General features: G+C 63.5%; 14 protein-coding genes. 6 read left to right on the plus strand and 8 right to left on the minus strand.

Annotation, left to right across the window (positions count from 1 at the left end; genetic code table 11):
• The first annotated feature begins 44 nt into the window (after positions 1 to 44).
• Genes XH89_RS10935 through XH89_RS10945 form a run of 3 tightly spaced genes read left to right on the plus strand, consistent with a single transcriptional unit; the run spans position 45 to position 3,061 of the window.
• On the plus strand, positions 45 to 1,181 hold the full coding sequence (locus tag XH89_RS10935) for an ABC transporter permease (RefSeq protein WP_194467068.1): 1,137 nt from the start codon (positions 45 to 47) through the stop codon (positions 1,179 to 1,181).
• Between the two features lie 2 nt (positions 1,182 to 1,183).
• Positions 1,184 to 1,954, plus strand: coding sequence for an ABC transporter ATP-binding protein (locus XH89_RS10940; RefSeq protein WP_194467069.1), 771 nt, complete (start codon positions 1,184 to 1,186; stop codon positions 1,952 to 1,954).
• Between the two features lie 3 nt (positions 1,955 to 1,957).
• Positions 1,958 to 3,061, plus strand: coding sequence for an ABC-type transport auxiliary lipoprotein family protein (locus XH89_RS10945; protein WP_194467070.1), 1,104 nt, complete (start codon positions 1,958 to 1,960; stop codon positions 3,059 to 3,061).
• A gap of 13 nt (positions 3,062 to 3,074) precedes the next feature.
• Here the strand turns inward: XH89_RS10945 and XH89_RS10950 are convergent, their stop codons facing one another.
• Complete coding sequence (locus XH89_RS10950; protein ID WP_194467071.1) at positions 3,075 to 3,392, minus strand: cytochrome c; 318 nt, start codon at positions 3,390 to 3,392, stop codon at positions 3,075 to 3,077.
• A gap of 155 nt (positions 3,393 to 3,547) precedes the next feature.
• On the opposite strand from XH89_RS10950, the gene XH89_RS10955 reads away from it, so the two are divergent.
• Positions 3,548 to 4,261 carry a Crp/Fnr family transcriptional regulator gene (locus XH89_RS10955; protein WP_194467072.1) on the plus strand — a complete coding sequence of 238 codons (714 nt, stop codon included), beginning with the start codon at positions 3,548 to 3,550 and terminating at the stop codon, positions 4,259 to 4,261.
• A 505-nt stretch (positions 4,262 to 4,766) separates the two neighbouring features.
• A complete protein-coding gene (locus tag XH89_RS10960) occupies positions 4,767 to 5,495 on the plus strand; it encodes a Crp/Fnr family transcriptional regulator (protein ID WP_194467073.1) in 729 nt (242 codons plus the stop codon).
• 52 nt (positions 5,496 to 5,547) lie between these two features.
• Here XH89_RS10960 and XH89_RS10965 read toward each other — a convergent pair whose 3' ends face one another.
• The 4 genes from XH89_RS10965 to XH89_RS10980 form a co-directional block, all read right to left on the minus strand.
• Positions 5,548 to 6,837, minus strand: a complete 1,290-nt coding sequence (locus XH89_RS10965; protein ID WP_194467074.1) for a TRAP transporter large permease — start codon at positions 6,835 to 6,837, stop codon at positions 5,548 to 5,550.
• 16 nt (positions 6,838 to 6,853) lie between these two features.
• Positions 6,854 to 7,369, minus strand: coding sequence for a TRAP transporter small permease (locus XH89_RS10970; protein ID WP_194467075.1), 516 nt, complete (start codon positions 7,367 to 7,369; stop codon positions 6,854 to 6,856).
• Between the two features lie 87 nt (positions 7,370 to 7,456).
• Positions 7,457 to 8,449 carry a TRAP transporter substrate-binding protein gene (gene dctP / locus XH89_RS10975; RefSeq protein ID WP_194467076.1) on the minus strand — a complete coding sequence of 331 codons (993 nt, stop codon included), beginning with the start codon at positions 8,447 to 8,449 and terminating at the stop codon, positions 7,457 to 7,459.
• Between the two features lie 54 nt (positions 8,450 to 8,503).
• On the minus strand, positions 8,504 to 9,112 hold the full coding sequence (locus XH89_RS10980) for a GntR family transcriptional regulator (protein ID WP_246767793.1): 609 nt from the start codon (positions 9,110 to 9,112) through the stop codon (positions 8,504 to 8,506).
• A 506-nt stretch (positions 9,113 to 9,618) separates the two neighbouring features.
• Between XH89_RS10980 and XH89_RS10985 the strand changes: the two genes are divergently transcribed.
• Entirely contained in the window at positions 9,619 to 10,425 is an 807-nt protein-coding gene (locus tag XH89_RS10985) for an SDR family NAD(P)-dependent oxidoreductase (protein ID WP_194467078.1), read from the plus strand.
• 9 nt (positions 10,426 to 10,434) lie between these two features.
• Here XH89_RS10985 and XH89_RS10990 read toward each other — a convergent pair whose 3' ends face one another.
• The 3 genes from XH89_RS10990 to XH89_RS11000 are packed head-to-tail and all read right to left on the minus strand — an operon-like array spanning position 10,435 to position 13,726.
• Positions 10,435 to 11,133 carry a substrate-binding domain-containing protein gene (locus XH89_RS10990; protein WP_194467079.1) on the minus strand — a complete coding sequence of 233 codons (699 nt, stop codon included), beginning with the start codon at positions 11,131 to 11,133 and terminating at the stop codon, positions 10,435 to 10,437.
• Positions 11,130 to 13,259 carry a molybdopterin cofactor-binding domain-containing protein gene (locus XH89_RS10995; protein ID WP_194467080.1) on the minus strand — a complete coding sequence of 710 codons (2,130 nt, stop codon included), beginning with the start codon at positions 13,257 to 13,259 and terminating at the stop codon, positions 11,130 to 11,132. Before XH89_RS10995 ends, XH89_RS10990 begins: the two co-directional genes overlap by 4 nt.
• Positions 13,256 to 13,726, minus strand: a complete 471-nt coding sequence (locus XH89_RS11000) for a (2Fe-2S)-binding protein (RefSeq protein WP_194467081.1) — start codon at positions 13,724 to 13,726, stop codon at positions 13,256 to 13,258. Before XH89_RS11000 ends, XH89_RS10995 begins: the two co-directional genes overlap by 4 nt.
• Between the last annotated feature and the right edge of the window lie 5 nt (positions 13,727 to 13,731).

Consider the following 13,731-nt stretch of genomic DNA (forward strand, 5'->3'; position numbering starts at 1 on the left):
GAACACCACCAATCGGGGACCAGTCGTCTCATGAGGATACGCGCGTGAATTCGGAACCTCTGCTGCTCGCGACACCGTCTGGCGATAGGCTGGAATTGCGGCCTGAGGGGCCGTGGATTGCGGCCAACGTGGCAACGCTCGAAATGCTGTCCCGATCGGTCGGGGTGAACGTCTCTGAAGCGACCGCCGTAACACTGGACATGTCGGGCATCAGCGCGCTCGATACGCTCGGTGCCTGGGTTCTGGAAAAGCTGTCGCGCCAGGCCGCATCGACCGGGCGGCCGGCGGAGATCACCGGCGTGGCCGAACATTTCAGCGGCCTGCTGGAGGAGGTCCGGCAGGTCAACCGCCACACACCAGCGCCGACAGCTGCGCCCAATCCGGTCCTGCTCAGGCTGAACGATCTCGGCAAGGCTACGATCGGTGCCCGCGAAGACATTGCGATCTTTCTGCAAATGCTCGGCGCCCTGTTCATGGCCGTGATTGGCGTCGTGCGCCGGCCCCGCTCGCTGCGGCTGACTTCGCTGGTCTATCAACTCTATCGGATCGGGTTTCAGGCGATCCCCATCGTTGCGCTGATCACGTTCTTGATCGGCGCCATCATCGCCCAGCAGGGATTCTTCCACTTCCGCCGGTTCGGCGCGGAGTCCTACACGGTCGACATGGTCGGCATCCTCGTCCTGCGTGAGCTCGGCGTGCTGATCGTCGCCATCATGGTGGCCGGTCGTTCGGGGAGCGCTTATACGGCCGAGCTCGGCTCGATGAAGATGCGCGAGGAGATCGATGCGCTCTCGACCATGGGGCTTGATCCCGTCGACGTTCTGATCCTGCCCCGCGTTGCGGCGCTCGTCATCGCGCTGCCGATCCTTGCCTTCATCGGCTCGATTGCCGCGCTCTATGGTGGCGGGCTGGTCGCGCAATTCTACGGCGACATGGGGCCGGCGATCTACATCGCCCGGCTGCATGAGGCCATCTCCGTGACCCATTTCAAGGTCGGCATCCTGAAAGCACCGTTCATGGCGCTGGTGATCGGGATCGTCGCCTGCAGCGAGGGGTTGCGCGTCAAGGGCAGTGCGGAGTCGCTCGGCCGGCAGACGACGACGTCGGTGGTCAAGTCGATTTTCCTGGTGATCGTCCTCGACGGCCTGTTCGCGATCTTCTTCGCCTCGATCGGAATGTAATAATGGCTGAGCTGCAAGCAGAGTTCGCGATCCGGGTCCGTGACCTCGTGGTCGGCTTCGGTCGCCAGACGGTGCTCGACCATCTGTCGCTCGACGTCCGCCGTGGCGAGATCCTCGGACTGGTGGGCGCATCCGGCGGCGGCAAGTCGGTACTGATGCGCACCATCATCGGCCTTATCCCGCGTCGAAGCGGCGCGATCGAAGTGATGGGACAGCCGATCGGGGGCATGCATGACCGCGGCGCGGCCGCGGCATGGGGAATCCTGTTCCAGCAAGGCGCGTTGTTTTCCTCCTTGACGGTCCGGCAGAACGTACAATTCCCGCTGCGCGAAAATCTCACGCTGTCGCCGGAGTTGATGGACGAAATCGCAATCGCCAAGCTCGAGATGGTCGGGCTGCGCGCCGAGGATGGCGACAAATATCCGTCGGAGCTGTCCGGCGGCATGACCAAGCGCGTCGCGCTGGCGCGCGCGCTTGCGCTCGATCCGCCGATCCTGTTCCTCGACGAGCCGACCTCCGGCCTCGACCCCATCGCCGCTGGCGATTTCGATGCGCTGATCAGGACCCTGCAAAAGACCTTAGGGCTTACCGTCTTCATGGTCACCCACGATCTGGCGAGCCTCACCACGGTCTGCGACCGCGTCGCCGCGCTCGCCGACGGTAAGATCGTGGCAATCGGCCCGATGCGTGAATTGCTGCAATCCGAGCATCCATGGGTGCGCGCCTATTTCCACGGCAAACGCTCGCAGATGCTGCAACCACAGATGAGATAAGACATGGAAACCCGCGCCCCTTATGTGCTGATCGGCAGCTTTGTGCTGGCCGCGATCCTCGCGGTGTTCGGCTTCGTCTATTGGCTGAACAACACCGGCGGCATCGGGCCGCGTACGAATTACCACGTGCAGTTCCAGGGGCCGGTGCCGGGCCTTCTGGTCGGCGCCGGCGTGCTGTTCAATGGCATCCGGGTCGGCGAGGTGACCCAGCTTGGCCTTGCGCCCGATAATCCGCGCTTCGTCAACGCGACCATCTCGGTTGCCACGACGACGCCGGTGCGCGTCGACACCAAGGTCGGGCTCGAGTTCCAGGGACTGACCGGCGTCCCGGTGGTGACATTGGAGGGCGGCATGATCGTCGCCAACTCCGGCGAGCCGCCGGTCCTGATCGCCGACGCCGGCGCGGGCCAGAGTATGACACAGGCGGCGCGCGATGCCCTCAGGCGCGTCGATACCGTGCTGGAGGACAATTCCGGCCCGCTCAAGGACACCATCGCCAATTTCAAGACCTTCTCCGACGGCCTTGCGCGCAACACCGGCAAGCTCGACGGCATTCTGGCGGGCCTCGAAAAGATGACCGGCGGTGGCGCGCCTGCGCAGAAGATCACCTATGACCTCCGCGCACCGCAAAATCTCGGACCGGCCGGCAAAGGGCTGTCGGCGCCGCTGGCCATTCCCGAACCGACTGCGGTCGCGATGCTCCAGACGCAGCGAATGCTGTTCTCGCCGGTGGGGGACATCAAGGGCTTTGCCGACTTCCTCTGGGCTGACAGCATTCCAAAGTTGGTGCAGGCGCGGTTGATCGATAGTTTCGAAAATTACGATATTGCGCACGCTCCGCTACGGACGACCGACCTTGGGCAGGCAGACTATCAGCTCCTGATCGACATCAGGCGTTTTCGCATTGCCACAGACGGAGAGACCCGGGCCGAGATCGAGCTGTCGGCGCGGATCGTCGACAAGAATGGCAAAGTGGTCGCATCGCGCCTGGTCGAGACCAATGAGAAACTCGACAAGGTCGAGCCGACAGCGGCGGTCGCGGCGTTCGACGCGGCCTTCTCCCGCATTGCCAAGGAGTTGATCGGCTGGACGGTGCAGGCGGTGTGACCGCACCGACAGGCTATTCGAGCGTCTTGAGGTAGGATAGCAGGTCGTGGATCTGGTCGGGATCGAGCTCAAAAGCGGGCATGTCGGCGTGGCCGGTATAGATGCCTTCGGCGAGCGCTTCCTGCAGGGTATCGATCGGGTAGCGCTGGTGCAGGGTCCTGAACGGCGGAGCGATCCTCAGCGGGCTTTCGGATCGACGATCGATGGCATGGCAGCGCGCGCAATTGGCTCGCGCATAGGCCTTGCCGCGTTGTTCGGCGGTCGGCGCAGCGAGCGCGGGAGTGATCAAAAGCAGCATCATCAAGCCGTGGCGTAGCGCGGTTTGCAGCATGGAAATGGGTCCCGACGAACTCTCGTCACAGAATAGAGTGGGGAAGGACGTCAAATTTGACCTGAGTCAATCGGGTTTGCCCCGATGCAGTAAAATGCACTCCGCGCGGTGGATCTTGGCCGGGTGCGGGGTCCGGGGAGCGCTTGGAGCTATGGATGAAGGCTTCCGTGACGATGATTGAGCCGAACGGTCACTTTTGCAACGATTGTGCGGTCCGCAGCTTTGCGGTTTGTGCGTCGCTGGACCCGGCCGAGCTCAGAGAATTCGAGCATCTCGGGCGCCGCGTTCACTTCGCAACGGGGGAGACCGTGTTCTCAGAGGAGGACATCACGACCTCGTTTTTCAATCTCCTCGAAGGCGTCATGCGGCTCTACAAGCTGTTGCCCGACGGTCGCCGGCAGATCGTGGGCTTTGCCCTGCCGGGCGATTTCCTGGGGATGAATTTGTCCGGGCGGCACAATTTTTCGGCCGACGCAATTGGCGCGGTGACCGCGTGCCAGTTCGCGAAGGCGCCGTTCGGCCGGTTCATCGAAGACCGGCCGCATTTGCTGCAGCGGATCAACGAGCTGGCGATCCGCGAGTTGAGCCAGGCGCGTGACCATATGGTTCTGCTCGGCCGTCGTTCGGCGGACGAAAAGATCGCGGCGTTTCTACTCGGCTGGCGCGAGCGGCTGGTGTCGCTCAGGGGGCCGTCGAATACGGTGCCTCTCCCGATGAGTAGGCAGGACATTGCAGACTATCTTGGGCTGACCATAGAGACCGTTAGCCGCACCTTCACCAAACTGGAGCGGCACGGGGTGATCGAGATCGTCCATGGCGGAATCAGTCTGCGTGATCCTGCGCGAGTCGAAGCACTGGCCGCGGCCTGAAGCCTGGTCCTGCCGGCGTGCCGGCGAATTTTGATCCGGATCAATGACGCCGATTATCGGTCGCGAATACTGCCCGGAACAAAGCTGGGGAGGGTACAATGCCGGTTGACGCACTTTTGGTGACCATTGCCGTCGTAACCATGTTTGTCGTATTTGGCGCAGCCTTGGCTTGGGCAGACCGGCAGACCAGTGCAGGTCGGCTCGATTCCGGTGCCAAGCGCTGAATGTGCTGAGATAACAGTCGCATCTCGACGGATCTATCGCGGCCTTTTTCAGGGCCATCGAGGTCCGGTTTACCGCACGCTGGTTCAGGCCTCAGTTGCTGTTTTTGCAACTCTGCATGGCTCGAATCGCATCGGCGCACCCTGCGGGTGCGTTTTTCGGGACATGATTGCGGCATTCTAACGGTGTTTGCTTCAAACTCTCCTACTGCTTTCCGGTTGAAAAGCCGGCTAACGTTGACTACGCAGGAACTCCAGTGCCTCGCAGTCTTAGGAGTCCCGGCGTGCCTCAGGACAAGACCGGCGACCCCCGGCAGTCGTCGGGCAACAAACTGTCAGTCCTGCGCAAGCATCCGATCTTCGCAGATCTGGATCCGGAAGCGCTCGACCAGCTCTGCCGCTACGCCAAGCATACCACGGTCAAGCGCGGCGCGACGATTGCTGCCAAGGGCGATCCAGGAAACAATCTGTTCGCGGTGATCTCCGGCACGGTGAAGATTTCCTCTTCTTCGCCGGATGGCCGGAACGCCATTCTCAATCTGATTGGCCCCGGTGAAATCTTCGGCGAGATCGCCGTACTTGATGGAGCGCCGCGGTCGGCGGATGCGACGGCCAACACCAATTGCGAGCTCTACATCATCGATCGTCGCGACTTTCTGCCATTCGTGAAGAGCCAGCCGGCGCTCGCGATGAAATTCATCGAACTGCTCTGCGCACGGCTGCGCTGGACCAGCCAGCAGGTCGAGCAGGTGATCCTGCAGAATCTGCCGGGCCGGCTGGCGAGCGCACTGCTCGGTCTCACCGAGGAGCGCAAGCTCGACTCCGGCAGCGGCACCCTCGCGATCACCCAGCAGGAGATCAGCGAGATGGTGGGGATGACGCGCGAAAGCATCAACAAGCAATTGCGTGCGTGGGCCGGACGCAGCTGGGTGCGCCTGGAGCACGGCGCCATCGTCGTGCTGGATACCGACGCGCTGCGCGAACTTGCCGAGAGCGGTCTCGACGGCGGGTGATCTTGCCGCTCTGGGGACGCGCCGACGACGTCAAGCCGGCGCGCGGTCCGCTTCAGTGCAGGATGTGACGCGGCAGCCAGAGCGAAATCTCCGGCAGGTAGGTGACGAGCATCAGCACGAACAGCATAACGCCGTAGAACGGCCAGATCTTGCGCATGACCTCCTCGAGCGAGACCTTGCCCACGGCGCAGCCGACGAACAGGATCGCGCCGACCGGCGGATGGCACAGGCCGATGCCGAGGTTGAGCAGCATGATCATGCCGAAGTGGACGGGGTCGACGCCGAAATTCTGCATCACCGGCAGCAGGATCGGCGTGGCGATCAGGATCGACGGCGCCATGTCGAGCAGCGTGCCAAGCAGCAGCAACAGGACGTTGAGGAGCAGCAGGATGACGTATTTGTTGCTCGAGATCGACAGGAAGAACGCCGTCATCTTCGCCGGCATCTGCGTCAGCGCCATGATATAGCCGACGGCGGAAGCGCAGGCGATCAGCGTCATCACCATCGCAACCGTGCGCAAGGTCCGGTGCAGCAGCACCGGCAGGTCACGCCATTTGTAGTCGCGATAAACGAACATGGTGACGAAGAACGCCCAGATGCAGGCGACCGCGCCGGCTTCGATCGCGGTGAAGATGCCGCCCAGAATGCCGCCGAGGATGATGACCAGCGTGATCAGGCCCCAGGCCGCATCGACGGTGATCTTGATGGCATCCTTGGCCGGCACGGTGCGCCCCTGCGGGTGGCCTTCACGATAGGCAATCACCAGGCACAGCATGATCAGCGAGAGGCCGATCAGCAGTCCCGGGAAAACGCCGGCCATGAACAGCGCGCTGATCGAGATGGTGCCGCCGGTGGCGAGCGAATAGAGCACGGCGTTGTGGCTGGGCGGCACCAGCAGCGCCTGCACCGAGGAGGAGATGGTGAGGTTGGTGGCAAACACGCGCGGATAGCCGTTCTTCTCCATCTGCGGGATCATCACCGAGCCGATCGCCGAGGTGTCGGCCACCGCCGAGCCGGAGATGCCGCTGAGGAACGTCGTCGCCAGCACGTTGACGATCGACAGGCCGCCGCGCAGGCGGGTCAAGCCGACCAGCACGTCGGCAAAGGCAACCAGTCGCCGCGCCATGCCGCCTTCGGCCATGATGGCGCCGGCGAGCACGAAGAACGGGATCGTCAGCATCGCCACCTTGCTGACGCCGTCCGAGATCTTCAGCATCAAGGCTTCCAGGGGAATGCCGACCGATAGCGCGCCGGCGATTGCCGCCATCGCCAGCGAATAGGCGATCGGCATGCCGATCAGGAAGCACACGATCATCGTGCCGAGGAGAATGAAGATGTCCATTGCGATGACTCCCGGCTCACTCGAAGGGGGCGGTTTCGGAATGCTTGCCGATCGGGTCGGGCGGCACGCCGAGGAAAATCCGTTCGATCACGAACAGCAGCAGACACACGCCGCCGATCGGAATCGGCAGATAGGTGACGCCGACCGACAGCGAGGGGAAGTCGGCGATGCTATTGTGCCAGGTGACCTCGACCAGGCTCTCGCCCCAGATCACCATGAACAGTGCGATCAGCGCCATCAGCAGCTGGACCAGAATGTCCGTCGCCCGTTGCAGCAGCGGCGGCAGCTTCTTGGCGAAATAGCCGACGCTCATGTGCAGGTTTAGCCGATAACCGGCGGCAGCGCCGATGAAGGTCAGCACGATCGTCAGCAGCACCGCCATCGGCTCCGGCCATGAAGCCGCGCTGTTGAGCACGTAGCGCGTGAACACCGCCCACGGGATCACCGCGGAGATCAGCACCAGTGCGATGCAGCCGACGATCACGCACAACAGGTAGAGAAAGTCCATCGCTCGGCGATACAGTGCGGCCATCCTCGTTTCCTGCGCTGTCGGTGGTTCGGATTGTAAAGGCCAAAGCGCGATGAGTGATCGCCGCGCTTTGGCTTGGTTCGAGTGGGCTCAGAGCGCCTGGATGCGCTGGATCGTGGCCTGGTATTTCGGGCCATACTTGTCCCAGACCGGCTTGACTGCATCCTGGAATGGCTTCTTGTCGGCGATCTCCACGATCTCGCAACCGGCGGCCTTGGCCTTCTCCATCGCCGTCGTCTCGTACTTCTTCCAGAGCTCGCGCTCCTCGAGCTGGGCTTCGCGCGCGAACTTCTTGATCAGCGCCTGATCGTCGGCGGACAGCGCGGTCCAGGACCGCTTGGAGAAGCAGAGGATCTCGGGAATGATCAGGTGCTCGGTCAGCGAGTAGTATTTCGCCGCGGTGTAGTGGTTGCTGAACACGTAGCTCGGCGGGTTGTTCTCCGCGCCGTCGATCACGCCGGTCTGGAGCGAAGAGAACACCTGGTCATAGCCCATCGCGATGCCGTTGCCGCCGAGCGCGTTGACCATGTCGATGAAGATCGGGTTACCGATCACGCGAAGCTTCAGGCCGTGAATGTCGGCGATCGATTTGATCGGATGTTTGGTGTTGTAGAAGCTGCGCGCGCCGGAATCCATCCAGCATAGACCGACCAGATTGGCGTTCGGGCTCGCGGTGATCTTTTCGAGCAGCTCCTGGCCGATGTCGCCATCCATCATCTTCCAGGATTGGGCCACGTTCTTGAACAGGAACGGCATGTTGACGACGTTGATGTCGTCGACGATCGGGCCAACCGCGCCGGCGCTGACGCGCAGCATCTGGATCGCGCCGATCTGGGTCTGCTCGATCGTCTCCTTCTCGGCGCCGAGTTGCGCTGAGGGATAGGTCTGGATCGAGAGCCGGCCTTGCGTCGCTTCGGCGAGCTTCTTGCCCATGCTCTCGACGGCGGCAACCGTCGGATAGCCGACCGGCTGCACGTCGGCGGCCTTGAACACGGCCTTGGTCTGGGCGCGGCCCGACGAGATCGGAGCAAGCGTGGTAGCGCCAAGTCCTGCACTCAATTTGATGAAATCACGGCGTCTCATGGTAGTCCTCCCTCATTAATTCGTTGGTGTGTGTCGTCATCGACCGAGATTCGGTCATTCCGTGCTGGCGAAAAACTCCGGATTGGTATGCTGAGTTTGCGAGATGTCGCAGAGCAGCCTGTCGAGGTGCCGCTCCATCGCAATGCCAGCACGCTGCGGATCATGTGCCTCGATCGCCGCGAGAATCGGCTCGTGTTCGGCGATGACTTGTGTCATGCGCCCTGCGACCGGCAACGTCAGTTGGCGATAGCGGTCGACGTGCACCTTCACCTGCAGAATAAGTGTCCAGATGCCGGGATGTCCGGCGACATCGGCGACCGTGGCATGGAACAGCTCGTCAGCCTGGTGAAAGGCAACACGGTCGCCGGCTTCATCCGCCTCGCGCTGGCGTTCCACGATCGACCGCAATTGCAGGATCTGGCTCGCGGTGGCGCGCTCGGCTGCGAGCCGGGCAGTCGTCTCTTCCAGCGCCTTGCGGATGATGATCGCTTCGGGGAGCGCGGCGAGCGGAATGCGGGAGACGAAGATTCCCGATTGAGGGAAGACGTCGAGTAGGCCTTCGTCGGAGAGCTTGAGAATCGCTTCGCGAACCGGAGTCCGGCTGACGCCATGGCTGAGCGCGATCTCCGACTCCGAAATCGCTTCGCCGGGGCGGCGTCGCATCGTGACCAACTCGCTGCGCAACTCGGTATAGATACGCGACGAGGCAGTCGCGCGCTGCGGCGGCTTACCGCGGCGAGGACCTGATATGGCTGAAGCCGAAGCCTCTGCTTTCTTCGTCGGGCGGGCGTGCATGCGTGCTCTGCAAATTGATATATTAGTATACGAGGCGAGCTGCGCGGATATCAACTAGGAGATTAGGAGGGGGTGTTTTGCTGCGTTGCAGCAGGAGCGCGACTGTCCTCGAGCCGAAAGCTGGGCGCGAGATTTTCTGGCGACCGTGACGGATCTGTCAGCGCTCAAGCGACCCTCCCTTGAATCCATTTCCCCGTTGGCCTTGGTAAGGGCGCGCAGAGCAAGGAGTCCAAGTTGAAGCGAGCATCGATCGATGCCGTTTTTGGATTGATGGGTCGGCTGCCGCGTGTACGAACGTTGTCCCCGGACCTCTCGTATCCCGGCCCTTTGGTGCGCAACGAGCAGCTTGGCTGCAACAAGAAAAGGATGTGACCGTGACTGACTATCGCAAGCTCTTCGAACTCACCGGCAAGACGGCCGTGGTGCTCGGCGCCGCCTCGGGCATCGGCAAATCGTCGGCCGAGGCACTGGCCGGGCTCGGCGCTCGCGTCGTGTGCGCCGATCGCGCGTTTGATGCGGCAGAGGCGACCGCCGCGGGCATCCGCGAGAAGGGCGGCTGGGCGGAAGCGGCGAGCTGCGATGCTTCGAGCGCTGCGGACGTCAATGCGCTCGCCGAATTCGTGATGCAGAAATTTCCGCGGCTCGACATCGCCGTGACCACACCCGGGCTCAACATCCGCAAGACCATCCTCGACTACACCGAGGAGGATCTCGATCGCGTGCTCAACCTCAACGTCAAAGGCACGGTCTGGTTCTTCCAGGCGTTCGGCCGCATCATGGTCGAGCAGAAGGGCGGCAGCATCATCGCCTGCTCCTCGGTGCGCGCGGTGACCATCGAGCCGGGCCTCGGAATCTACGGCTCGACCAAGGCGGCGATCGGTTTGCTGGTGAAGGGCTTTGCCTCCGAGGTCGGCCATGCCGGGGTGCGCGTCAACGCGATCGCACCGAGCATCGTGGAGACCGCGCTGACCAGCCTGTTCAAGCAGCGGCCCGACATCTATAATCTCTATGCCGGCCACACGGTATTCAATCGCTGGAGCAGTGCCGACGAGGTCGCGACAGCCGTGGCTTATCTCGCCTCGGATGCCGCAAGCTATGTCAGCGGCAGCACGCTGTTCGTCGACGGCGGCTGGACTGGCGTCGATGGTCCGCCGACCGGTCTCACCCAGTTGCACAAATAGGCCCTGCATCTAGCCGGCAAAGCCCATGCGCTGGCGCAACTCCCTGTGATCTGCGCCAGCCAGCAGGGCGATCAGCGCCGCCGCTTCCTTCGGATGGGCCGCCTGCGTGGCGACGCCGGCCGTGTACATCGTCACCAGCTCGTAGCCCGGCGGCAGCGCGCCTGATAGCGCAATGCCGTCGGTCGCGATGATCTCGGTGGCCTGGGTACATCCGATCGGCCGCGTCGCGGCGGATGACGCCAATTCGCGCATCGCAGTTGCGCCGTTCGGAAAAATCTTCAGACGCGAGGCGACCTCATAGGCGATGCCGAGCTGATCCAGCACTTTCGCGACGTGCTGGCCCGCTGTCGAGGCTTTGGTGTCGGGGACGTAGATGGCGTCCGCGGACCGCAGCACCTCGCGCAGATCAGCTTCCGTCTTCACGTTCACCCCGGGATCACGGCTGCGAACGGCGAGGGCGGTTTCCACCCGGCCGATGTCCGCAATTGAGGAAGGGACGACAAGCTTTTCCGCGGCAAGCTTTGCAAGGAGGGCCTGTGTCAGTATCACGAGGTCGGCCGGCGCGCCTGCGCGCAGCTTGTCCGCCATCACACCGACCGCGCCGAACGCGCCGTCGATATCAAAGCCGGTCTGTGCCTTGAAGGCCTCGCTGAGACCGCGCACCAGCCCTTGCGCCGCACCGCCGCTCAAAATGGTCACTGTCGTCACGTTGCAAGCTCCATGGCTGCGATGATCTTGTCGCGTGTGATCGGCAGATCGCGCACGCGCACGCCGAGGCTATCATGGACCGCATTGGCGATGGCTGCCGTCACCGGGCCGTGCGCGGCCTCGCCGGCGCCGACCGGCTCGATCTCCGGCCGCTGGATGATCTCGACATCCACGGCCGGGACCTCGCTGAAGGTCAGGATCGGATAGTCCGTCCACGAGGTCGAGGTGATGTGAGTCCGATCGAAGCGGACGCGCTCCTTCAGCACCCAGCTCGTCGCCTGGATCGCGCCACCTTCGATCTGATTGATGACGCCATCAGGATTGATGGCCTCGCCGACGTCGACCGCAAGCGTGAGCCGTTTCACGCGGATGTCCTCGACGCTTTCGATCTCGGCAATCGCCGCGCAATAGGCGCCGGTGTTCTTGTAGCGGGCAAAGCCGACGCCGTGGCCGATGCCGGATTGCATCATGGGCCTCCACCCGGCGCGTCGCGCGACGGCGCGAATCACCTCGCGCGCCCGCTCGTCGCGGAGGTGCCGGAGGCGAAATGCGATCGGATCTTCGCCGCGCAGGACCGCGATTTCGTCGAGCAGGGATTCTATGGCGAACACGTTGCCCTGTGCGCCCAACGTCCGCAGCGCCGAGGTGCGCACCGGCATGGTCAGCAAGCGATGGCTCGTGATCGTCCAGGCCGGAAAATCGTAGAGTGGGACGGAGTTGCGATCGCCACCGCCGCCATTGGCGGCCGGAGGGTTCGTCGAAATCATGCGCGGGTAGGGACTTGCGATTTCGCTCGCGGCCAGCAATGCGGGCTGCGCCGCGCGGCCCGGCCGTGCGGCATGACCGTTGCTCCAGATCGCATGGCGCCAGCCGACGATCTCGTTGTCGGCATCGAGGTCGGCCTCGATCTCGATGGCCATGGCCGCACCGAACGGTGCGTGGCACATCTCGTCGTGGCGCGACCACTGCACCCGAACCGGACGGCCGCCGGCGGCTTTCGCCAGCAGCACGGCATCGAGCGCGACATCGTCGGCCGCATTGTGTCCGTAGCACCCGGCGCCTTCCATGTGCTCGACGACGATGTTCTCGGCTGGCAGCTTGAGCACGATCGCGAGATCCGCCCGCAGCAGATAGACGCCCTGACTGTGCGTCCAGACATGGACGCGATCACCATCCCATTGTGCCATCGCGCAGGACGGCGCGATCGAGCCATGCGCGATGTAAGGACGGGTGTATTGCCGGCGCAGTGTCCGCGTAGCCTTGGTCGCGGCAGCGGTCCTGGCGTCGATGATAGTCGTCTCGATCGGCTGGCTTCTCAGGAAACCAGCCAGATCGTTTTCATTCGGCAGCGGTTCGCCGGCCGACCATGTCGCGCCCTTGCGCAAGACTTTCAGCGCGGCTTCAGCGGCAGCCTCGCTGTCGGCGACGATGCCGGCAAAGCCGCCGTCGCGGACGATCGCGATGAGCCCCGAAACGCTGCGCGCGGGCGCCTCGTCGAGCGCGATCAGTCTGGCGCCCGAGATGTCCGGTCGCAGTACGCGCCCGTGCACCAGCTCCGGCAGCGTTTGATCCTGGATAAAGCGCGGCCGCGCGAACACTTTGTCCGGAATGTCGATGCGTTGGATGGAGTAGCCGGCGACGCTGCGTGTGGCGGCGGACTTGGCGAAAGTGCCCGGCATCGCTTCCCGATCGAGCGAAACGTCACCCGCCAGCTCCCAATAGCTGGTCCTGATATTGCCGGGCCCAGAGATCGTGCCGTCATCGATCGCGAGCAGGGATGCCTCGACGCCAAGACGTTCCGACGCTGCCGCGAGAAAGCGCTGGCGCAGCTCGGCGCAGACGTGGCGCAGCGCGCGGCCGGATTGCTGGATCGACAGGCTGCCAGAGGTGACGCCCTCGTTCGGGCTCGCCGCGGTCGAGGCGCGGATCATTTCGATGCGGCCGATCTCGACGTCGAGCTCGTCCGCCGCGATCTGCGCCAGCGCCGTGACGATGCCCTGGCCGATCTCGACCTTGCCGGGCGAGATCTCCACGCGGCCTTCACCTGTGAACTTCACCCAGGACGACAGCCTTGGATTCGCCGCCAGGCTGACCGGGAGTTTGGGCGCAGGGGACGGAGCACTCATGACGTCGCCATTTCCGATGCCGCCCGCAGCACGGCGCGGACGATGCGGTTATGTGATCCGCAGCGGCACAGATTGCGGTCGAGCGCCGTCCTGACCTCCGCTTCCGTCGGCGCCGGAGTGCGCTTCAGCAGTGCCGCTGCGCTGATCAGTATTCCCGAAATGCAATAGCCGCATTGCATCGCCTGCTCGGAGATGAAAGCGCGTTGCAGCGGATGCGGCTGCTCAGCGGTGCCAAGGCCTTCCACCGTGACGACGTCTTTATCTGCGACCGACCACATCGGCATGTCGCAGGAGGTTATCGCGCGGTCGCCGACGATCACGTAGCAAGCCCCGCATTCACCGGCGCCACAGCCGAAGTGCGGACTGGTGATGCCGAGCCGGCTGCGCAGAACGTCGAGCAGCGTCTGATCGGGATCGGCATCCACGTCGGCGGTCGTGCCATTGAGCCGGAAATGGACGGTGGGCATGAGGC

This window comes from Bradyrhizobium sp. CCBAU 53340 (assembly GCF_015291645.1).
Classification (GTDB): domain Bacteria; phylum Pseudomonadota; class Alphaproteobacteria; order Rhizobiales; family Xanthobacteraceae; genus Bradyrhizobium.

Bases quoted from the DNA above. Each gene is read 5' to 3' on its own strand.
- XH89_RS10995 (WP_194467080.1), bottom strand. From the start codon at position 13,259: ATGAGTGCTCCGTCCCCTGCGCCCAAACTCCCGGTCAGCCTGGCGGCG.
- XH89_RS10945 (WP_194467070.1), top strand. From the start codon at position 1,958: ATGGAAACCCGCGCCCCTTATGTGCTGATCGGCAGCTTTGTGCTGGCC.
- XH89_RS10970 (WP_194467075.1), bottom strand. From the start codon at position 7,369: ATGGCCGCACTGTATCGCCGAGCGATGGACTTTCTCTACCTGTTGTGC.
- XH89_RS10940 (WP_194467069.1), top strand. From the start codon at position 1,184: ATGGCTGAGCTGCAAGCAGAGTTCGCGATCCGGGTCCGTGACCTCGTG.
- XH89_RS11000 (WP_194467081.1), bottom strand. From the start codon at position 13,726: ATGCCCACCGTCCATTTCCGGCTCAATGGCACGACCGCCGACGTGGAT.
- XH89_RS10965 (WP_194467074.1), bottom strand. From the start codon at position 6,837: ATGGACATCTTCATTCTCCTCGGCACGATGATCGTGTGCTTCCTGATC.
- XH89_RS10955 (WP_194467072.1), top strand. From the start codon at position 3,548: ATGAAGGCTTCCGTGACGATGATTGAGCCGAACGGTCACTTTTGCAAC.
- dctP (WP_194467076.1), bottom strand. From the start codon at position 8,449: ATGAGACGCCGTGATTTCATCAAATTGAGTGCAGGACTTGGCGCTACC.
- XH89_RS10980 (WP_246767793.1), bottom strand. From the start codon at position 9,112: ATGCGACGCCGCCCCGGCGAAGCGATTTCGGAGTCGGAGATCGCGCTC.
- XH89_RS10950 (WP_194467071.1), bottom strand. From the start codon at position 3,392: ATGCTGCAAACCGCGCTACGCCACGGCTTGATGATGCTGCTTTTGATC.